The organism is Cupriavidus sp. HPC(L) (assembly GCF_000307735.3).
Classification (GTDB): domain Bacteria; phylum Pseudomonadota; class Gammaproteobacteria; order Burkholderiales; family Burkholderiaceae; genus Cupriavidus.
Window position 1 is genome coordinate 1 of sequence record NZ_AMPR02000434.1, and the last position, 20,240, is coordinate 20,240.

19 protein-coding genes are annotated in these 20,240 nt (G+C 68.4%); 10 read left to right on the top strand and 9 right to left on the bottom strand.

Annotation, left to right across the window (positions count from 1 at the left end; translation table 11 throughout):
- Positions 1-94 precede the first annotated feature (94 nt).
- A complete protein-coding gene (gene phaZ, locus B551_RS20815) occupies positions 95-1,315 on the top strand; it encodes a polyhydroxyalkanoate depolymerase (protein ID WP_006577016.1) in 1,221 nt (406 codons plus the stop codon).
- A gap of 1 nt (position 1,316) precedes the next feature.
- Here the strand turns inward: phaZ and B551_RS20820 are convergent, their stop codons facing one another.
- The 5 genes from B551_RS20820 to B551_RS20845 form a co-directional block, all read right to left on the bottom strand.
- Positions 1,317-1,532, bottom strand: a complete 216-nt coding sequence (locus tag B551_RS20820) for a hypothetical protein (RefSeq protein WP_006577015.1) — start codon at positions 1,530-1,532, stop codon at positions 1,317-1,319.
- 140 nt (positions 1,533-1,672) lie between these two features.
- Positions 1,673-2,125 (bottom strand): TM2 domain-containing protein, encoded by a 453-nt coding sequence (locus B551_RS20825; protein WP_006577014.1) that lies wholly within the window; start codon positions 2,123-2,125, stop codon positions 1,673-1,675.
- Between the two features lie 281 nt (positions 2,126-2,406).
- Entirely contained in the window at positions 2,407-2,616 is a 210-nt protein-coding gene (locus tag B551_RS20835) for a hypothetical protein (RefSeq protein ID WP_157072056.1), read from the bottom strand.
- A gap of 287 nt (positions 2,617-2,903) precedes the next feature.
- Entirely contained in the window at positions 2,904-3,308 is a 405-nt protein-coding gene (locus B551_RS20840) for a hypothetical protein (RefSeq protein WP_006577011.1), read from the bottom strand.
- 197 nt (positions 3,309-3,505) lie between these two features.
- Complete coding sequence (locus B551_RS20845; RefSeq protein ID WP_006577010.1) at positions 3,506-4,621, bottom strand: PQQ-dependent sugar dehydrogenase; 1,116 nt, start codon at positions 4,619-4,621, stop codon at positions 3,506-3,508.
- Positions 4,622-4,785: 164 nt separating this feature from the next.
- On the opposite strand from B551_RS20845, the gene rpsP reads away from it, so the two are divergent.
- From rpsP to B551_RS20870, 5 genes are all read left to right on the top strand, one after another.
- Positions 4,786-5,037 carry a 30S ribosomal protein S16 gene (gene rpsP / locus B551_RS20850; protein ID WP_006577009.1) on the top strand — a complete coding sequence of 84 codons (252 nt, stop codon included), beginning with the start codon at positions 4,786-4,788 and terminating at the stop codon, positions 5,035-5,037.
- A 36-nt stretch (positions 5,038-5,073) separates the two neighbouring features.
- Positions 5,074-5,784, top strand: a complete 711-nt coding sequence (gene rimM / locus B551_RS20855) for a ribosome maturation factor RimM (RefSeq protein WP_023264936.1) — start codon at positions 5,074-5,076, stop codon at positions 5,782-5,784.
- A gap of 64 nt (positions 5,785-5,848) precedes the next feature.
- Positions 5,849-6,631, top strand: coding sequence for a tRNA (guanosine(37)-N1)-methyltransferase TrmD (gene trmD / locus B551_RS20860; protein ID WP_006577007.1), 783 nt, complete (start codon positions 5,849-5,851; stop codon positions 6,629-6,631).
- 75 nt (positions 6,632-6,706) lie between these two features.
- The gene (rplS, locus tag B551_RS20865) at positions 6,707-7,099 is read left to right on the top strand and encodes a 50S ribosomal protein L19 (RefSeq protein WP_006577006.1); all 393 of its coding nucleotides are present in this window, start codon (positions 6,707-6,709) and stop codon (positions 7,097-7,099) included.
- A 181-nt stretch (positions 7,100-7,280) separates the two neighbouring features.
- Positions 7,281-7,961, top strand: a complete 681-nt coding sequence (locus B551_RS20870) for a CoA pyrophosphatase (RefSeq protein WP_006577005.1) — start codon at positions 7,281-7,283, stop codon at positions 7,959-7,961.
- Between the two features lie 36 nt (positions 7,962-7,997).
- On the opposite strand, the gene B551_RS20875 is transcribed toward B551_RS20870, so the two are convergent.
- Positions 7,998-8,882 carry a sulfurtransferase gene (locus B551_RS20875; protein WP_052511446.1) on the bottom strand — a complete coding sequence of 295 codons (885 nt, stop codon included), beginning with the start codon at positions 8,880-8,882 and terminating at the stop codon, positions 7,998-8,000.
- A 297-nt stretch (positions 8,883-9,179) separates the two neighbouring features.
- Between B551_RS20875 and dnaE the strand changes: the two genes are divergently transcribed.
- Positions 9,180-12,692 (top strand): DNA polymerase III subunit alpha, encoded by a 3,513-nt coding sequence (gene dnaE, locus B551_RS20880; RefSeq protein ID WP_006577003.1) that lies wholly within the window; start codon positions 9,180-9,182, stop codon positions 12,690-12,692.
- Between the two features lie 205 nt (positions 12,693-12,897).
- On the opposite strand, the gene B551_RS20885 is transcribed toward dnaE, so the two are convergent.
- On the bottom strand, positions 12,898-13,959 hold the full coding sequence (locus B551_RS20885) for a glycosyltransferase (protein ID WP_023264937.1): 1,062 nt from the start codon (positions 13,957-13,959) through the stop codon (positions 12,898-12,900).
- A gap of 238 nt (positions 13,960-14,197) precedes the next feature.
- Here B551_RS20885 and B551_RS20890 point away from each other — a divergent pair, with 238 nt between their 5' ends.
- Positions 14,198-15,481 (top strand): O-antigen ligase, encoded by a 1,284-nt coding sequence (locus B551_RS20890; protein WP_006577002.1) that lies wholly within the window; start codon positions 14,198-14,200, stop codon positions 15,479-15,481.
- A 4-nt stretch (positions 15,482-15,485) separates the two neighbouring features.
- On the opposite strand, the gene B551_RS20895 is transcribed toward B551_RS20890, so the two are convergent.
- Both B551_RS20895 and B551_RS20900 read right to left on the bottom strand, forming a co-directional pair.
- Complete coding sequence (locus B551_RS20895; protein ID WP_006577001.1) at positions 15,486-16,529, bottom strand: glycosyltransferase family 4 protein; 1,044 nt, start codon at positions 16,527-16,529, stop codon at positions 15,486-15,488.
- A gap of 52 nt (positions 16,530-16,581) precedes the next feature.
- Positions 16,582-17,340, bottom strand: a complete 759-nt coding sequence (locus tag B551_RS20900) for a glycosyltransferase family 2 protein (protein ID WP_023264939.1) — start codon at positions 17,338-17,340, stop codon at positions 16,582-16,584.
- Between the two features lie 232 nt (positions 17,341-17,572).
- Between B551_RS20900 and msbA the strand changes: the two genes are divergently transcribed.
- Together msbA and B551_RS20910 are read left to right on the top strand one after the other, a co-directional pair.
- Positions 17,573-19,297 carry a lipid A export permease/ATP-binding protein MsbA gene (gene msbA / locus B551_RS20905; protein ID WP_006576999.1) on the top strand — a complete coding sequence of 575 codons (1,725 nt, stop codon included), beginning with the start codon at positions 17,573-17,575 and terminating at the stop codon, positions 19,295-19,297.
- 168 nt (positions 19,298-19,465) lie between these two features.
- On the top strand, positions 19,466-20,092 hold the full coding sequence (locus B551_RS20910; RefSeq protein ID WP_006576998.1) for a peroxidase-related enzyme: 627 nt from the start codon (positions 19,466-19,468) through the stop codon (positions 20,090-20,092).
- Positions 20,093-20,240: the final 148 nt, after the last annotated feature.

A 20,240-nucleotide genomic window follows, 5' to 3' on the forward strand; every position in this document is an offset into this window, starting at 1 on the left:
CTGAACCTGCGGGTTTGTACAAGCCCGGCACGCTGTCCATAATGGCTGTTCGATCCGCCGCGCCTGCCCGTCCCGGCGCCGCCTTGGGGAAGCCATGATCCATCTGATGCAGCACGGCGGCCGTGCCTTCGATCCAGTCGTGATCTGGGGCGAGCTGGCCCAGCAGGCGCTCGCCGCCGGGCCGTATCCGCTGGCCGCGGCCACGCACCGTCGCCGTTTCGAGCACTACTACCGCTGGTTCCAGACCTGGCTTGCGCCGTTCGGCACGGCCGATTTCGAACTCGAGGATATCGAGGTGGACGGCATGCGCACGACGGTGGCCGAAAGCACGGTGTCCGTGACGCCGTTCTGCACGCTGCGGGCGTTCCAGTGTGCCTCGCCGTCCCGCCGCAAGCCGCGCTCGCGCGTGCTGCTGTGCGCGCCGCTGGCGGGGCATCGCGCGGTGCTGATGCGAGATACCGTCGCGGCGCTGCTCCCGCACGCGGACGTCTACGTCACCGACTGGGCCGATGCGCGCGATGTGCCGCGCGAAGCCGGCGCGTTCGGTCTCGACGACTACGTACTGTTGGTGGAGCGATTCATCCGCCAGCTCGATCCCACCGGTCTGCATGTGCTGGCGGTCTGCCAGGCGACAGTGCCGGCGCTGGCCGCGGTCTCGCGCATGGCGCAGGCCGATGGCGCCGAGCCGGCGACGCTGACGCTGATGGGCGGGCCGATCGATGCGAGGCTGGGGCCGACCACGCTCGATCGCGTCGCCGCCACGCTGTCGCTGCCGTGGCTCGAGGCGACCGCGATCGATGTGGTGCCGAGCGGTTATGCCGGCGCCGGACGGCGCATCTATCCAGGCTTTCTGCAATATCCGGCGCTGGTCGCGGCGCAGCCGGACCGCCACGCGACGCTGATGTTCGACTGGCTATGCCGGCGCCAGGCCGCCGATGCCGATACCGCGCGCGAGATTGAGCGTGCCGTCGCGCAATACGGCGCCGTGCTGGACATGACCGCGGAATTCTTCTTCGACACGCTGCGCGTGGTGTTCCAGCAGATGCTGCTGCCCAAGGGCGCGTGGCGGGTCGGCGGCGAGATGGTGCGTCCCGACAGTCTGCGGCGAACCCGCTTGCTGACGGTCGAAGCCGAGCGCGACGATATTTCGGGACCGGGGCAGACGCATGCGGCGCAGGGACTGTGCAGCGGCCTGCCGGCACGGTGCCGCGAACGGCTGACGATCGAGCGATGCGACCACTATGGCCTGTTCAGCGGCGCACGCTGGCGCGAGACGGTACACCCCGCGGTGCGCCACTGGCTGGCGGCGGCCTAGCTCATTGCCGGCCCGGCCGCACAGGGTTCGCCGCGGCAGGGGGACGCACTGCGCCTGCCCGCACCGGGCCGGCCGGCCGCGGCGCCATGTCGTCGTCCATCATCCTGCAGGCCAGATCCAGCGCCGCGACCGCGTCGTCGTGCGACAGGCCGGACGCGCGCATCAGTCTGACGGTCAACGCGGCCACCCGGCCCACTTCATAGCTGGGAACGTTCATGTGCACTCCTGGGGTTCACCGACCTGGCAAACAACGGGTTCAGTATGGGCGACGAATGCCGGAATGGGGTTGACGTGGATCAGCAAAACGAAGGGTGCGCGCATGGCGTGCCTGCTCGCCGCGGACGGTCTTCGTCGGTGCTATTGCGACAGCTCGCGCGCCGCTTCGACCTGCGACTCGAAGAACGTCTGGAAGCTGATGGCGAGCCCCGCCATCAGCAGGCCGGTGCCGATCAGCAGCGACAGGATCACCAGGATCACGACCGGCCAGCCGGAGCGGGTCGGCTCGCCGTCGGCATTAAAGCGCGCGTCCCAGCGCTCGTCCGGCCGCAGCCCGTAGACGATCGCCGCCAGGAAGGCGCTGATCACCGAGGCGCCGCCCGCCACCGCAAAGGTCCAGTTCAGCGCCGGCGCGCCGACGTGCAGCACCATCGAGGCGATGCCCAGCACGCCGGCCAGCGTGGCCAGCAGGTGCAGCCAGCCATAGCGGTCGCGCAGGCCGCCAAGATAGAAGCGGTGGGCACCGAGGCTGCCGAGCAGGAACGCCAGCGCCACGGTCAGCAGCTTCGATTTGCGCATCGGCGCGCGGTCCATGCCGGCGGCGATGGCGGGAGAGGCGGGCGAGGCGGAGGACGGAGCGGCGGACATGGGCGTGGACGTGAGGAAGGGAAAATCTGCCGAGATTCGGACCGGGGCCGACAAGAGCACCGAGCCGGCGACCCTACGATGGAAGCGGGCAGTGCAGCGCACATTGTACGCCGCACCGCCCGCTTCGATGACCTGGTTGAAGGCCGGCGGATCGTGAGTCGACCGCCGGCCAAGGGCGCTGGTGCAAAACCTGCAATGACCTGTCTTGCAGCAGCGTCCGATGGCCGTCAGCGCGGCGCGTTCGACACGACGCCCAGCAGGACGCCGAGATTGGTTTCGCCGTACAGCACGGCAGCCAGAATTCCCATGAACAGCATGGTCAGAGTGAGCTGGCCCGCGTGTCGAGCCAGGTCGGTCAGCATGGATAGCATACGAACCTCGTCGGTTGGTTGGACGAAGGCCGCGCCCATCGCGACACGATCCGAAGGAGAGGGCATGTCAGTGTGCGTTCGCCGCCTGCGATCGACGGCACGCTGCTGAACACCGGTCAGCGCCGGGCGGCAGCCAGGTGGCGGCGCAGCTTCGGCCGCCACAAGCTATTGGACCGTTGAAAGGGGGGTGGAGTTCCGGCGGGGAGTTTCGAGCCCATCGCGATCGGCGAAGGCTGCGGGAATCGCGCCAGCGATCCCCGCTGGAAGCGCAAAAAAGCGCCTGAACACGCGCGACAGCAAGGCGGCCGCGTTGGGGCGGCCGCTGATTGCAGTCAGGATGGGGAGGAGCGGGACTAGCGGGTGGTCTCGCGCCCGGAGCCTTGCCAGCCGGGTCCGACATTGGCGGGGCGATTGTCACCGGACACGCCGCTGCCGTTCTGCGCGCTGCGGTCGGAAGTCGGCGTACGTTCCGGAACCCCGCGTTCGGCGGGCGGGTTCGGGCGCCCGTTCAGCCGGCTGTCGGCGCGGGCACGCGCCTCCATCCGCTCGATCTGGGCACGGACGTGATCGGGGCTTTCCGCGCGCATCACGGTGCGTTCCATGCCGGTCGGCAGCAGGCGTGCACCGAAACCATCCCGCATGTCGGCGCCTTGCCGCGACCAGCCGCCCTGAGCATGGCTCAGGGCCGCAAGGCCGAGCACCGACGCCACCAGCACGGTGGCGGCCGCGGCGTCGCGCAGGAGAGAGCGGAAAAGCATGCGGAATCCCAGAGCCTTCGCTTGCTGTCGTTATCAAGAAGATTGGGATCATGGTACGCAGCGCTGCCAGCAGGCGCCTATGCCAATCCCGTTACCGGTGTAACGGATTGTTTCGCCTGCGAATGCGGTCTGTTCTCATCTCCGGCGCCGCCCGCGCGAGCGCCGCCCGCGACGGCGATCGACGGTCGTCGCCTCGGCTATGGCGCATAGCGGATGCGGTAGATTGCGCCGGCCATATCGTCGCTGACCAGCAACGAACCGTCGGGCGCGACCTCGACATCGGCGGGCCGGCCCCACGGTTGGCCATCCTGCAGCCACCCCTGCGCGAACACCTCCTGCCTGACCGCCTTGCCGCTGTCGTCGAGCACCACGCGCGTGATGCGGTAGCCGATCCGTTCGCTGCGGTTCCAGCTGCCGTGTTCGGCGATGAAGATGTTGTTGCGATATTCGGCGGGGAACTGCGTGCCGGTGTAGAAGCGCATGCCAAGCGCGGCCACGTGCGGGCCCAGCCGGGCCACCGGCGGCTGGAACTCGGAGCAGGGACGCTGCTTGCCGAACTCCGGATCGCGCAGATCACCGGCGTGGCAATACGGAAAGCCGAAATGCAGCCCGGCACGCGGCGCCCGGTTCAGCTCGTCGGATGGCTGGTCGTCGCCAAGCCAGTCGCGGCCGTTGTCGGTGAACCACAGCTCGCCGGTGGCCGGATGCCAGTCGAAGCCGACGGTGTTGCGCACGCCCTTGGCCACGACCTGCAGGTCCGTGCCGTCCGGCTTCATCTTCATCACGTTGGCGTAGCGGCCCTCGTCGCGCGTGCAGACATTGCAGGGCGCGCCGATCGGCACGTACAGGTAGCCGTCCGGTCCGAAGGCGATGAAGCGGCCGCCGTGGTGGGTCTCGCTAGGCAGCTGGTTGTTGATGACGACCGGCTTGGGCGGATTGGACAGGCGCTGTTCGATGCCGTCCAGCCGCAGGATGCGCGAGACCGACGAGGTATAGAGCGCGCCGTCGCGCCACGCGACGCCGATCGGCAGCGTCAGGCCGCTGACGACCGTATGGACCACCGGCTTGCCGCTGAGCGGCGCCTGCACCGCGTAGACCTTGCCGGCGCCGCGGCTGCCGACGTACAGTGTGCCGCCCGGAGAAAAGGTCATGCCGCGCGCCTCTGGCACGTCGCCGGTCAGCCGCTCGATGCGAAAGCCGGGCGGCAACTGGATCTGCTCCAGCGACTGGGCTTGCGCGCTCGGCACAATCGTCTGGAACAGCGTGGCGGCAAAGCCGGCCAGGATGGTGGAAAAGTGACTGAAATAGCGCACGACCCCTCCTGCAATTGGTGTTCTTGCCACGATGCCGACGCGTGACGCGGCCGTCAATCGGCCCACACCGCCGTCGGGCATCCTAAGTGTTTGTTTGGCCTCAGTAATTGGGCTATACTCTTGTGTTTCGTGTTCGAACACCCCGTTTTTCGAGGAATTCACCCATGGTCGTAATCCGTCTGGCCCGTGGCGGCAGCAAGAAGCGCCCGTTCTTCAATATCGTTGCAGCTGATTCGCGCAACCGCCGCGACGGCCGTTTCATCGAGCGTATCGGCTTCTACAACCCGCTGGCTTCGCAAGGCGAAGAAGGTCTGCGTCTGGCGCAAGACCGCCTGACCTACTGGCAAGGCGTTGGCGCCCAACTGTCGCCGACCGTCGCCCGTCTGGTCAAGCAGGGCGCCAAGGCCGCTGCCTGATTTTCGCTGTCTGATTTTCACTACCGCTAGTCTGCCGTGGCCACGTCCGCGCGCGGCACGCAACGGCGGCCGTTGAACCTGCCGCCCGGTGCCACCGGGAGAGGGGCCGGGACCGGCACGCCGCGCGAGGTGCGCGAGGTGCGCGAGGTGCGTATCCCCGCCGCGCTGGTGCATGCACAAGCCCTGCCCGAAGACCTGATCGAGGTCGGCTATGTCGCCGCGGCGTATGGCGTGCGCGGCTGGATCAAGGTCCAGCCCCATGCCCAGGATGCCGGCGCCTTGCTGCATGCCCGGCGCTGGTGGTTGCTGCAGCCCGAAGCTCCGGCTTCGAGGCCGGTGGCCCAGTCCGCGGCGCGCGATGCGGAACCGCTGTGCCTGAAGATCGCCCAGTCGCGCGAGCATAGCGGCACGGTGGTGGCGCAGGCGTCCGGTGTGGCGGACCGCAATCTGGCCGAGGCGCTCAAGGGGCGCCGCGTCTGGATCCGGCGCGAGGATTTCCCCGCGCCCGAAGTGAACGAGTTTTACTGGGTCGATCTGATCGGCTGCACGGTGAGCAACGAACAGGGCGAGGCCCTGGGCGAAGTCGCCGGGCTGATCGACAACGGCGCCCATCAGATCCTGCAGGTTGCCTACGCGCTGCCGGACGGCAAGCCGGGCGAGCGTCTGATTCCCTTCGTCGACGCCTATCTGCGCCACGTCGATATCGACGGCAGGCGCATCGTGGTGGACTGGGGACTGGACTACTAGCCACGGCACCAGGGGCGGCAAGGCAACGGCAGGTAATGGCGGCAATGGAACAGGAGTGAGACGGATGCAGTTCGACGTGATCACGCTGTTCCCGGAGATGTTCCGCGCGCTGACCGACTGGGGCATCACCAGCCGGGCCGCCAAGCAGCAGCGCTATACGCTGCGCAGCTGGAATCCGCGGGACTTCACCACGGACAACTACCGCACCATCGACGACCGTCCCTACGGGGGCGGACCCGGCATGGTGATGCTGGCCAGGCCGCTGGAAGATGCCATCGACGCCGCGGTGGCGGCGCAGGCGGATGCCGGTGCCAGGCCTGCCCACGTGGTGCTGATGTCGCCGCAGGGCGCGCCGCTGACGCACGCCAAGGTGGTCGAGCTGGCGCGGCGCCCCGGGCTGGTGCTGATCTGCGGCCGCTACGAGGCGATCGACCAGCGCCTGATCGACCGCCGCGTCGACGAGGAAATCAGCCTCGGCGATTTCGTGCTGTCGGGCGGGGAGCTGCCGGCGATGGCGCTGATCGACGCGGTGGTGCGGCTGCTGCCCGGCGTGCTGGGCGACGCGCAATCCGCGGTGCAGGACAGCTTTGTCAACGGGCTGCTCGATTGTCCGCACTACACGCGGCCCGAGGAATACGAAGGCGTGCGGGTCCCGGACATTCTGCTCGGCGGCCATCACGCCGAGATCGAAAAATGGCGGCGCCGCCAGGCGCTGGCCAATACGGCGCGCAAGCGGCCCGACCTGATCGAGTCCGCGCGCCGTCAAGGTTTGCTGACCAAGGCCGACGAGAGCTTCTTGTCGGAGTGGGCGGCGAAGGAAGGGCGGGGGCAAGCCTCCGCCAGTTGAAACCCCATCCTCTGTCGGGGCCGCGCCATCAGGCGAGGCATGCAACGCCGGCACGATGGCACAGGAGAAGAAACGATGAACATCATCGAGCAGATCGAGAAGGAAGAGATCGCGCGTCTGACCGCGAACAAGACCATCCCCGCATTCGCGCCGGGCGACACCGTCGTCGTCAACGTGAACGTGGTCGAAGGCAACCGCAAGCGCGTGCAGGCTTACGAAGGCGTGGTGATCGCCAAGCGCAACCGTGGCCTGAATTCGTCCTTCATCGTGCGCAAGATCTCGTCGGGTGAGGGCGTGGAGCGTACGTTCCAGCTGTACTCGCCGCTGATCGCCGGCATCGAAGTCAAGCGTCGCGGCGATGTGCGCCGTGCCAAGCTGTACTATCTGCGCCAGCGTTCGGGCAAGTCCGCTCGCATCAAGGAAAAGCTCGTCACCAAGGCCTCCAAGGCCGCGGTCGCTGCCGAGTAAGACGCAGCGCCTGGCCGGCCACGCCGGCCGGAGCGATCGACGGGGTTCGCGCCCCGTCTTCGAGGGCACCTTCGGGTGCCCTTTTTGCATGGTGGCCCCATGGCCGCCCACATCGTGGCCATGCCGCCGTCTCGCCGGGCCGCCGATGCGCCGCGGCGACCTCTGTCATACTTGTGCCGCTATGCGCCCCGCCTTCGATCCCGAAGCGCTGCCGATCGTCTCCGTCGACAGCCAACATCCACCGCTTTCCGAGCCGCGCCTGCGGCCCGACTTCATCCGCCATCGTTTCCTGACCCCGCCGGCCTGGCAGCCCGAGCTGACCGACGAGTCGCGCGCCTACGATCCCAGGCAGAGCCTGCGCGACGCCGCGGTGCTGGTGCCGCTGGTGCAGCGCGCCGACGGCCTGACCGTGCTGCTGACGCAGCGCAACGCCAATCTAAGCGCGCACGCGGGGCAGATCAGCTTTCCCGGCGGCCGCTGGGAGCCAGAGGACGCCAACCGGGTCGCCACCGCGCTGCGGGAAACCGAGGAGGAGATCGGGCTGGGACGGGATTACATCGAGGTGCTGGGCGCGCTGCCGGACTACATCACCGGCACCGGCTTTCATGTCAGCCCGGTCGTGGGCCTGGTGCGCGATGGCTTCACGCTGCGCCCCGATGCGCGCGAGGTCGCCGATGTGTTCGAGGTGCCGCTGGCCTTCCTGATGGATCCGTCGCGCCATCAGCGGCGGCTGTTCCGCTGGGTCGACGGCGAGCGGATGTTCTATGCGATGCCGTATCCGCGCGAGGGCGGCGGGCACCGCTTCATCTGGGGCGCGACCGCGGGCATGCTGCGCAATCTGTACCACCTGTTGGCGGCCTAGCGCGCGGGCGCATGCCTTGCGACGGCGTGCAGGCAATCAGGCCCGCGCCGCTTTCCCTTCCTGCTTCGATTCGGACTCGCGCTGCGCCGCACGGTCGGCATGGCAGTGCGGGCAGCTGACGCCCACGACGTAGTGCGGGCTCTGCTGCTCCTCGGGCGTGACCACGGCCCGGCAGGCAAAGCACTGCTTCGGTCCGGCCGGCTGCAGTTCGGGATTGAGCGCGGTGCGGTAGTCGAAGACGAAGCAGTCGCCGCGATAGTGGCTGCCGCCGACCTCCTCGAAGTACTTCAGGATGCCGCCCTCGAGCTGATAGACGCGTTCGATGCCGGCCTGCTGCATATGGATCGCGCCCTTCTCGCAGCGGATGCCGCCGGTGCAGAACGACACCACGGTCTTGCCGGCGAACTCGTCCTTGTGCTCGGCGACCACCGCCGGGAAATCGCTGAACTTCTGCAACCCGTAGTCGACGGCCTGCTCGAAGGTGCCGACCGCGACCTCGAACGCATTGCGCGTGTCGAGCATCACCACGGGCCGGCCCTCGTCGTCATGGCCCTGGTCGAGCCAGCGCTTCAGGTCGGCGGGGCGTACCGACGGCGCGCGGCCTTCCTCCGGCCGGATCAGCGGCATCTTCATCGTGATGATCTCGCGCTTGATCCGCACCAGCATCCGCTTGAACGGCTGCGTTTCCGACAGGCTCTCCTTCGGTTCGAGGTCGGCGAAGCGCGGATCGGCGCGCAGCCATCCCACCACGTCGTCGATGCCTTCGCGGCTGCCGGCCAGGAACAGATTGATCCCTTCGGGGGCGAGCAGCACGGTGCCCTTGAGCCCGGCCGCTTCGCAGCGCTCGCGCAGGGCCGCGCGCAGCGTCTCGATGTCGTCCAGCGTGACGAATTTGTAGGCGGAAATATTGACGATCTGCATGGACTGCGGCATGGACTGCGGAGGATGGCGTGGCGGCATGTCGGACGCGCCGGCGATGCGCCGGATGAAGCGCCGGATGAAGCGCCGGAGAAGGCGCCGGGACAGGTCCGTGGACCGCGCCGCGCAGCCACCCGCTGCCGCCATTAACTGCCTGACTGGAAACGCGAAATTATAGCGGTTCGGGCGGACGGACGGCGCCGCGCCCGCCGGCCCGATCGCCGCGCAACCGCATCCGGATGCGGATTTCGTTGCCCGCCGGCGGCCCGGCAAACAGCCTGCGCCGGTACAATGGCGCCCATGTCTTCGCCCCGCTTCGTACATCTCCGTCTCCATTCCGAATACTCGATCGTCGACGGCATCGTCCGCCTCGAGGATGCGGTCAAGGCCGCCGCCGCCGATGGCATGGGCGCGCTCGCGCTGACCGACCTGGCCAATGCCTTCGGCCTGATCCGCTTCTACAAGGAGGCGCGCGGCGGCGGCGTCAAGCCGATCGTCGGCGCCGACGTCTGGCTGACCAACGCCGACGATCGCGACAAGCCGGCGCGCATGCTGCTGCTGGTGCAGGACCGGCGCGGCTATCTGAACCTGTGCGTGCTGCTGTCGCGCGCCTGGCTGTCGAACCAGTACCGCGGCCGCGCCGAACTCGAGCCCGGCTGGTTCGAGGAACCCGGCGAGGACGGCCTGCCGCTGTCGACTGGCCTGATCGCGCTGTCCGGCGCGATGGGCGGCGACGTGGGGCAGGCGCTGGCCAACGGCAACGAGGCGGCCGCGCGGCGCGCCGCCCAGCATTGGGCCAGCGTGTTTCCGCAGCGCTACTACATCGAACTGCAGCGCGCCGGCCATCCCGGTACCGAGGCTTATGTGCAACGCGCGGTCCAGCTCGCTGCCGCGCTGCAGCTGCCGGTGGTCGCGACGCATCCGGTCCAGTTCATGACCCCCGACGACCATACCGCGCACGAGGCGCGCGTCTGTATCGCCGAGGGCGAGCTGCTGGCCAATCCGCGCCGCGCGCGCCGCTTCACCACCGACCAATATTTCAAGACGCAGGACGAGATGTGCGCGCTGTTCGCCGACATCCCGTCGGCGCTCGAGAACGCGGTGCAGATCGCGCGCCGATGCAACCTGACGCTCGAGCTCGGCAAGCCGCGCCTGCCGCTGTTCCCGACGCCGGACGGCATGTCGCTGGACGACTATCTGGTGCACATGTCGAAGGAAGGGCTGGAGCGCCGTCTCGAAGTGCTGTTCCCCGACGAGGCGACGCGCGAGGCCAAGCGTCCCGAGTACTACGCGCGGCTCGAGTTCGAGACCGGCATCATCATCAAGATGGGGTTCCCCGGCTACTTCCTGATCGTGGCCGACTTCATCAACTGGGCCAAGAACAACGGCGTGCCGGTCGGTCCGGGGCGCGGCTCGGGCGCCGGCTCGCTGGTCGCCTACGCGCTCGGCATCACCGACCTCGATCCGCTGAAATACGCGCTGCTGTTCGAGCGTTTCCTGAATCCGGAGCGGGTGTCGATGCCCGACTTCGATATCGACTTCTGCCAGCACGGCCGCGATCGCGTGATCCAGTACGTCAAGGAGAAGTACGGCAAGGACGCGGTGTCGCAGATCGCCACCTTCGGCACCATGGCCGCCAAGGCCGCGGTGCGCGACGTCGGCCGCGTGCTCGATCTGGGCTACAACTTCGTCGACGGCGTGGCCAAGCTGATCCCGTTCAAGCCCGGCAAGCTGGTGACGATCGAGGAGGCCAAGAAGGAAGAGCCGCTGCTGACCGAGCGCGAGAACAACGAGGAGGAAGTGCGCCAGCTGCTCGAGCTGGCGCAGCGCGTCGAAGGCATGACCCGCAACGTCGGCATGCACGCGGGCGGTGTGCTGATCGCGCCGGGCAAGCTGACGGACTTCTGTCCGCTGTACACGCAGGGCGGCCAGAACGACGGCATGAGCGGCGTGGTCAGTCAGTACGACAAGGACGACGTCGAGGCCGCGGGCCTGGTCAAGTTCGACTTTCTGGGCCTGACCACGCTGACGATCCTCGACTGGGCCGAGCGCTATATCCGCCGGCTCGATCCGGGCAAGGCCGACTGGAACTGCAGCCAGATCCCGCTCGACGATCCGGCCGCCTTCGACATCCTGAAGTCCGCCAACACGGTGGCAGTGTTCCAGCTGGAAAGCCGCGGCATGCAGGGCATGCTCAAGGACGCCAAGCCCGACCGCTTCGAGGACATCATCGCGCTGGTGTCGCTGTACCGCCCCGGCCCGATGGACCTGATCCCGAGCTTCTGCGCGCGCAAGCACGGCCGCGAGAAGGTGGAATATCCTGACCCGCGCGTCGAACCCGTCCTGAAAGAGACCTACGGCATCATGGTCTATCAGGAGCAGGTGATGCAGATGGCGCAGATCATCGGCGGCTACTCGCTCGGTGGCGCCGACCTGCTGCGCCGCGCGATGGGCAAGAAGAAGCCCGAGGAGATGGCCAAGCACCGCGAGCTGTTCCGCGAGGGCGCCGCGAAGAACGGGCTGTCGTCCGACAAGGCCGACGAGATCTTCGACCTGATGGAGAAGTTCGCCGGCTACGGCTTCAACAAGTCGCACGCCGCCGCCTATGCGCTGCTGGCCTACTACACGGCCTGGTTGAAGGCGCATCATCCGGCCGAATTCATGGCGGCCAACATGTCGCTGGCGATGGACGACACCGACAAGGTCAAGATCCTCTACGAGGATTGCCGCGCCAACGGGCTGCGCGTGCTGCCGCCGGACGTCAATGCCAGCGAATACCGTTTCGCCCCGACCGATGCGAAGACGATCCGCTACGGTTTGGGCGGCATCAAGGGCTCCGGCCAGGGCGCGATCGAGGACATCCTGCGCGCGCGCGAGGAACGGCCTTTTACCGACCTGTTCGACTTCTGCGAGCGCGTCGACCGCCGCCAGGTCAACCGCCGCACGATCGAAGCGCTGATCCGCGCCGGCGCCTTCGACACGCTGCATCCGAATCGCGCCCAGCTGCTGGCCTCGGTGCCGCGCGCGATGGAGGCCGCTGAGCAGAAGGCCGAGTCGGCCAACCAGGTGTCGCTGTTCGACCTGATGGCAGACGATGGCGACGCGCACCGCCCGGAGCTGATCGACGAGCCGGCGTGGACGCCCAAGCGCATGCTGCAGGAAGAAAAGCAGGCGCTCGGCTACTACTTCTCCGGCCACCTGTTCGACGCCTATCGCGACGAGGTGCGGCGCTTCGTCAAGGGCACGCTGGCGGCCCTGGAAAAGGAAGTGCAGGGCAACGGCGGCGGCTATGGCCGCGACGTGCGCGGCAAGATGGTCGCCGGCGTGATCACCGGCATCCGCACCCAGATGACCCAGCGCGGCAAGATGCTGATCGTGCTGCTCGACGACGGCACCGGGCAGATCGAGATGACGGTGTTCAACGAGGTGTTCGACGCCAACCGGCACATGTTCCGCGAGGACGAGCTGCTGATCGCGCAGGGCAACGCGCGCCACGACACCTTTACCGGCGGCGTGCGCTTCACCGCGGAAACGGTGATGGACCTGACCACCGCCCGCATCCGCCATGCGCGCGCGCTGAAGCTGTCGCTGAACGGCAATTCGTCGACCGCGATGCTGCGCGAGCTGCTGACGCCGCACCTGGCCGCCTCCGCTGGCGCGGCGGGCCTGCCGGTCTGCATCCAGTACGCGAGCGCCTCGGCGGTCTGCGAGGCGGTGCTGGGCCAGGCCTGGCAGGTGGTGCCGTCGGATGACACGCTGGCGGCACTGCGGGCGGCGCTGTCGCCGGAGTGCGTCAGTACGTTGTACGAGTGAGGGGCAGCGAGTCGGCAAGACGCGCGCCTTGTCGATAACGGCCGTTATCGGCCCCCTCTCCCGCTGGCGGGAGAGGGTAGGGGAGAGGGAACAGGGCGGGTCAACGAGCGTCGAGGGTTACAGGAAGCGCCCGCTTCCCTCTCCCCCAACCCCTCTCCCGCAAGCGGGAGAGGGGAGTACCGAAGCCCCTCAGCGCTTCACCCCTTCACCCCTTCATCCCTTTCACCAGATTCCCCAGCGCGAAGAACGGCGCATAGATGCCGGGGCAGGCGGCATAGAGGAACATCCGCAGCCGGTGGCCCAGCCGCACGTCACGCGCGCGCAGCAGCAGCCGCAGCCGCTCGCCGTTGCTGCTCGCGGCGAAGATGTCGCGCGTGAAGGTCTCGCGGGCCAGCTTGCCGGCCTTGTGGCGGCGCATCGCGTCGCCGGCGCCGGCCAGCTCGGCGTCCTGGATGAACTGCAGCGTCTCGGCCAGCGAGCTGCGGTTGGTCAGCTGGATGCGCCTGACGAAGTCGGCCGGCGTGCGCCACTTGCGCTTGCCCGAGACGCCGCCGCGGCGATAGCGCACCAGCGGCCGGCGCAGCGTGATGGCGCCGCCGCCGAGCACCGCGCGCAGCGTGGTGATCTGGTCTTCGGAGATCATGCCGGGCGCGATCGGGCCGAAGCGTTCGAACTGCCGGCGCGTCCAGGTATGCGAGGCGCCGATGACGACCGGCGGTTCGGCGATCCAGCGATCGACGCTGTCATAGATGCCGAGCTCGCTGTGCGCGATGGTGCCGTGGTCGACGCCCTCGTAGTCCATGTCGATCAGGTCGGTGGCGATCAGGTCCGGCTTGCGGCCGTGCGCGAGCCAGGCCTGCGCGACCTCGCGGCAGCGCGTCGGCAGCGAGATATCGTCGCCAGCGGCGACGAAGATCAGCTCGCCGTGCGACAGCTCGACCAGCTGGCTCAGATGCCCGCTGATGCCGAGGTTGACCGGGTTGCGCCGCAGCGTCACGCGATGCGGGCCGGCGTAGCCCTGCAGCGCCCGCTGCGCGGCGGCGAAGGTGTCGTCGGTCGAGGCGTCGTCCGAGACGATGATCTCGAGGTCCGGGTAGTCCTGGGCCAGCGCGCCGGCGATCGCGCCGGCGATGAAGCGCTGCTGGTTATAGGTGATCAGCAGCAGGGTCGCGGACGGCCACACGCGGTCCCGCGCATTCGCCGCGTCCGCCGTGTCACCTGCGTCCGCCGTCGCCCGCACCTCGCCGCCATTCGCCGTACCGCTCATCCTCGCTTCCTCTCTGCTTGCCAATCTGCTTGCTGTCCGCTCGCCACCCGCGGGTGGCCCCATCGCGGCAAGGCCGAACGATACCATGCCGATCCGGCCCCCCAACGCAGGGAGGGGGCGCAAGGGGCAACGGTATAATGCGCCGCGTGGCGCCCCCCGGCCGCCCTTTGTTTTCGGCTCATGGCCAATGTGCCCGCCAACGCCGTTCCGGCGCCGATCCGTATTTCACCCCATGAGCATGCATCGTGTTTCCATCGGTGTCGCGGCGATTGCCGCGGCGCTGTCCCCTGTGCTGATGCTGACCCTGCAGGGCGGCACCGGCTACTGCTTCTTCGTCGTGCTGGCCTTCAGCCTGCTGTGGCTGAGCCAGGCCGAGAACCGCCGCCAGAGCCGAGAGCTGTTGCTGCGCTACAAGTGGTACGTCGTGGCGATGACGGCCTATCCGCTGGCAATCGGCCTGCAGGCACTGCTGACCGGCGAGGTGCCGTCACGCGCGTTCGATTCGCCGTCGCGGCTGCTGCTGTCCGTGCCGATCTTCCTGCTGCTGGCCGCGGTGCCGGCCGAGCGGCTGCGGCCGTTCCAGTGGGGCTGCGTGGCCGGCGCGCTGGGCGCGTGCTTCTGGTCCGTGCTGATCCTGTTCTCGCCGGCCGAGTGGGTGATGTCCGGCCGCGCCGGCAATCCCTTCACCAACCCGATTCCGTTCGGCGACACCGCGCTGGTGCTCGGCTTCATGGGCGCGATTCCGCTGGCCGAACGGGGCCGCCCGCGCTGGGAGCAGGTGCTGCGCCTGCTCGGCCTGGCGGCCGGCTGCTATGCCTCGTACGCCTCGGAGAGCCGCGGCGGCTGGATCGCCATTCCGGTGATGCTGTGGGTGCTGCTGTGCCGCTTCGACCTGGCTCGCATGCGTCCGCGCCGGCTGATGCTGGTGTTCGCCGCGTCGCTGACGCTGGGGGCGATGGCCGCGCTCAATACGCCGGTGGTGCAGAGCCGGATTGCCGCCGCGACCTCGGACTTCGAGCGGCTGGCGCAGGGCGATGCCGACACCTCGATCGGCTTGCGGCTGCAGCTGTGGCAGGCGGCCTGGACGCTGTTCGAGCGGGAACCGGCGCTGGGCGTCGGCAAGGGCACGCTGAAGGACAATCTGCAGGTGCTCGCCGAGCGCGGCGAGGCCTCGCCGGCGATCGTCCATCCGCACGCGCACAACGAGCTGTTCTCGACGCTGGCCGAGATGGGGCTGCTGGGCCTGGCGGCGCTGCTGCTGCTGTACTACGGCTCGGCGATCTATTTCTGGCGCCATCGCCATTCGGCCGATCCCGACATCGCCACCGCGGCCGCGATGGGCCTGGTGCTGTCGCTGGGCACGGTGGTGTTCGGGCTGACGATCGACGTCTTCACGCTGGTGATGAACACCGCGTTCTTCGGGCTGACCTCGGCGACACTGCTGGGCATCATCGCCAATCGCACGCGGCAGCTGGAGCACGCTGCCCAGGCGGCGGGCCCGCCGCGCTCGACGAACGCGTAGCCGTTCAGGCGCCGCCGAGCCGCAGCAGCGCATCGAGATGCGCCGCCGGTTCCGGGTTGTAGCGCAGATGCCGGCGCGGCTCGGCGATCCGCGCGCCGCCGTCCTCCGACCACGCGGCGGCCTCGCGCATCGCGGCGGCGATCGCCGCCACGTCGCTGCGCGCGAAGCGCCGCGCCACCGCATCGTCCATCACCTCGAGGCAGGCGATATTGTCGGCCAGCAGCACCGGCGTGCCGCACAGCACCGACTCGATGCCGACCAGTCCGAACGGCTCGTAGCTCGAGGCCAGCACGGTGAAATCGGCGGCGGCATAGAGCTCGGCCATATTGGCGCAGTAGCCCAGTTCGCGCACGCCGGGCAGCGTCTTGCCGACCGGCCGGCCGGCGACGGCGAGCGTTGCATCGAGGCCGCTGCCGGCCAGCGCGCGGGCCAGCACATCGAGGCCCTTGCGGGAGTGGTCGGACGACGGGAACAGGAACACCGGCGTGTCGCCAAAGCCGAAGCGCTGGCGCAATGCCGCGCGTGCGGGGTCGTCGACCGGACGGAAGCGCGCGGTGTCCACCGGCGGATAGAGCAGGGCGAGCCGGTCGGCCGGCACGCCATAGAGCTCGGCCAGTTCGTCGGCCATCAATCGAGAATGCGCGACCACGCGGCGCGCGGCCGCATAGTGGCGCGATTCCAGTTCGATCTGGCGCCGGTCCCAGAAGGTCGGCGCGCGTCCCGATGCGCGCAGGTAGCCGCGATGGGTGCCGCCGCAGACCGCCAGGTCGGCGCCCACCACGCGGTTGCAGCCGATCAGCAGATCGCAGTGGCGATGCGCGTCGCGCATGCCCCACGAGAACGCGGTGTCACGCATCTTGCCGGGCAGCCAGCGCACGCGCACCAGATGCCGGTCGACCTGGCCGTACTCGGGAATGTCGCCGTCGAAGCGGCGCGCGAACACCGCGGGGCGCTCGCCGCGCGCAATCAGGCCGCGCGCCAGGTCCAGCGCATAGCGTTCGAAGCCGCCGCCCTTGCCGAAGCGGTTGCAGGAGATGCCGATCTTCATGGACACGGATATCCGGACGGGAGAAAAGCCATGGCTGCGGGTCGTTGGCCGTTCATTGGCCGCCGGGCTGCTGCCGGCCCAGGTACCACAGCTTCAGGTATTTGTAGTAGCTCGCCTGCGCGTTCATCAGCGCGACGCCGAAGCCCTCGGCCCCGTCGAGAATGCTGCGCCGAAGCAGCCAGGTCCGCACGAAGGCCCACAGGCCGTGGCCCGCGGCGGCCAGCGGAGAAGAACGCTTGCCGCGGCTGAATGCCTGGCGGGCGCCGGCCGACGAATAGCTGTCGATCTTGCGCAGCACGTCCGAGTAGTCGCGATAGCTGTAGTGCGTCAGCGGTTCGCGCAGCCGGCCGAGCCGGCCCTGCACGATCAGGCTCTCGTGCACCAGCGCATCGCTGAAGCGCCCATGGCCGCGGCGCACGAGCCGCGTCACATAGTCGGGATACCAGCCGCCATGGCGGATGAAGCGGCCGCAGAACTGCGACAGCCGCGGCATCTCGTAGCCGTCGGCGCTGCCGCTGGCGATCGCCGCGAGGATCTCGTCGCGCAGCGCGGGGCTGACGCGCTCGTCGGCATCGATGCTGAGGATCCAGTCGCCCGTCGCGGCGTCGACCGCGCGGTTCTTCTGCGGCCCGAAGCCGGGCCAGTCTTCGGTCTGGATCACGCGCGCGCCCATGTCCCGGGCAATCGCCGGGGTGGCGTCCGCGCTCATGCAATCCACTATAATCGCCTCGTCACACCACTTCACGCTCTCCAGACAGGCCTGGATATTGTGGGCTTCGTTGCGGGTGATGATGACGACGGAGAGTTTCATTGACGTGGTCGTATGGCCTGCTGTATGACGCGACCGAGCCGCGATCCGACCGCCATCGGCACGGTATCGCCCCGGTCGAGCGCGGCGCCATTGTACCCCGGCCCCTGCCAGCCTCTGCGCCGGGCCGACCCCGCCGGTGCCCGCTTCCGGTCTCCGGCCCGGGCTCACCGGCGCCTCTGATTATTCCGAAGGAGTGTTCTTGTCCCGCCCATCGACGCCAGGTGTGCAAACCATGCCCGCCCGACTCTGGTCCTACCTGCGCCCGGAGTTGCGCATCTTCATCGCGGCCATCATTGCGATGGCCGTCGTGGCCGCCAGCGAAGGGGTGATCCCCAAGGTCGTCAACGATCTGCTGGACAAGGGCTTCGGCGGCGACTACGCCGGCAAGCTGTGGCATGTGCCGGCGATCCTGACCGGCGTCGCGCTGATTCGCGGCCTGGCGCAGTTCGCTTCCGGCTATCTGCTCAGCCTGATTTCCAATCGCGTGCTGCTGAAGATGCGGCTGCAGATGTTCGAGCGGATGCTCCATGTGCCGGCGATGTTCTTCCATCGCAATACCGCGGCGTCGCTGATCAATGCGGTGATCTTCGAGGTCAACCAGGTGCTGCAGATCCTGACCAGCGTCTTCATCACGCTGGTGCGCGACTCGCTGACCGTGGTCGCGCTGTTGATCTACCTGTTCTACACGAACTGGCGGCTGACGCTGATCGTGGCGGTGATCCTGCCGGTGATCGGCTACCTGATGTCGAAGATCAACCGGCGCCTGCGCAAGCTCAATCGCGAGCACCAGACGCTGACCAACAGCGCCGCCTACGTCGTCGAGGAAGCGGCCGGCGGCTTCAAGGTGGTCAAGCTGCACGGCGGCGAGACCTACGAACTGGCGCGCTTTCGCGCGATGGCCGAGCGGCTGAAGAACTATTCGATGCGGATGGCGGTCGCGGGCGGGCTGAATCAGCCGGTCACCGCGTTCCTGGCGGCGCTGGCGCTGTCGGTGATCATCACCATCGCGATGGTGCAGGCGCAGGGCAATCAGACCACCATCGGTGGTTTCACCGGTTTCGTGATGGCGATGCTGCTGCTGATCTCGCCGCTGAAGCACCTGACCGACATCAACCAGCCGCTGACGCGCGGCATGACCGCCGCCGAAATGATCTTCCGGCTGATCGACGAGCCGGTCGAGCCGCAGCACGGCGGACTGCCGCTGGAGCGCGCGCGCGGCGAGCTGGTGTTCGACCGCGTCGGCTTCCGCTACGGCGATGCCGGGCGCCCGGCGCTGCAGGACGTGTCGCTGCGCGTCAGCCCGGGCGAGGTGCTGGCGCTGGTCGGTCCGTCCGGCAGCGGCAAGACCACGCTGGTCAATCTGGTGCCGCGCTTCTTTGATCCGACCGAAGGGCGCATCCTGCTCGATGGCCAGCCGCTCGATGCGCTGGCGCTGAAGGACCTGCGCCGCCAGATCGCCTTCGTCAGCCAGGACGTCGTGCTGTTCAACGACACCGTCGCCGCCAACGTGGCCTATGGCGTGCACTCGGCCGACCAGATCGACCTGGCGCGGGTCGAACGCGCGCTGGAGGCCGCCTATCTGACCGACGTGGTCAAGGCGCTGCCCGAGGGCCTGCAGACCAATATCGGCGACAACGGCATGAAGCTGTCCGGCGGCCAGCGCCAGCGCCTGGCGATCGCGCGCGCGCTGTACAAGGACGCGCCGATCCTGATCCTGGACGAGGCCACCTCGGCGCTCGATTCGGAGTCCGAGCGCCAGGTCCAGGCCGCGCTCGAATCGCTGATGGTCGGCCGTACCACGCTGGTGATCGCGCACCGGCTGTCGACCATCGAGAACGCCGACCGCATCGCGGTGCTGGACCAGGGCCGCATCGCCGAGCACGGCACCCATGCCGAACTGCTGGCCGCGAACGGCCTGTACGCGGGGCTGCACCGCATCCAGTTCGCCACGCAGTAAGTTGGCCTCGCAGTAAGCCGGCCGGGCAGTAAGCCGGCCGCGCGCTTGGGCGCCGGCCCGCGAGGCTTGGCGTGCCGCCGTGGCTGGCCGATACTGTCGCAGGCCCCCGCACACCGCGCGGGGCCATGCCGACAGCCGGATCAACCGGAACCCACCGAGGAGACCACGATGAGCGAATCGCAGCAAGCCAGTCCGTCCTCGACTGCATCGGCCGACAAGCCGATCAGCCGCTACCCCGTGCCGACGCTGGAGCAGGTGCCCGACGATATCCGCGAGCGGATCCTGGCGGTGCAGGAGAAGGCGGGCTTCGTGCCCAATGTCTTTCTCGCGCTGGCGCACCGGCCGGCCGAGTTTCGCGCCTTCTTCGCCTATCACGACGCGCTGATGGACAAGGAGGGCGGGCTGACCAAGGGCGAGCGCGAGATGATCGTGGTCGCCACCTCCGGCGTCAACCAGTGCCTCTATTGCGTGGTCGCGCATGGCGCGATCCTGCGCATCTACGAGAAGAAGCCGCTGCTGGCCGACCAGGTCGCGGTCAACTACCGCAAGGCCGACCTGCCGCCGCGCCAGCGCGCGATGCTCGATTTCGCGATCAAGGTCTGCCAGGCCTCGCACGAGATCGACGAGGCTGACTTCGACGCGCTGCGCCCGCACGGCTTCTCCGACGAGGACGCCTGGGATATCGCCGCGATCACCGCCTTCTTCGGCCTGTCCAACCGGATGGCCAACACCATCGGCATGCGTCCCAACGATGAGTTCTTCCTGATGGGACGTGTGCCGAAGGCCAAGCCATAAACCGCTTCCGGGACCGGCCGTCTCGCCCGCGGACGGCGGATGCCGTCCGCTCCCGACCTGCAAGGAGATTGCATGCCAAGGATCGTCGACCGATCGTTTCTTTCCTCGCTTCTTTCCTCGTGGCTTTCGCGCCTGACCAGCACCGGCC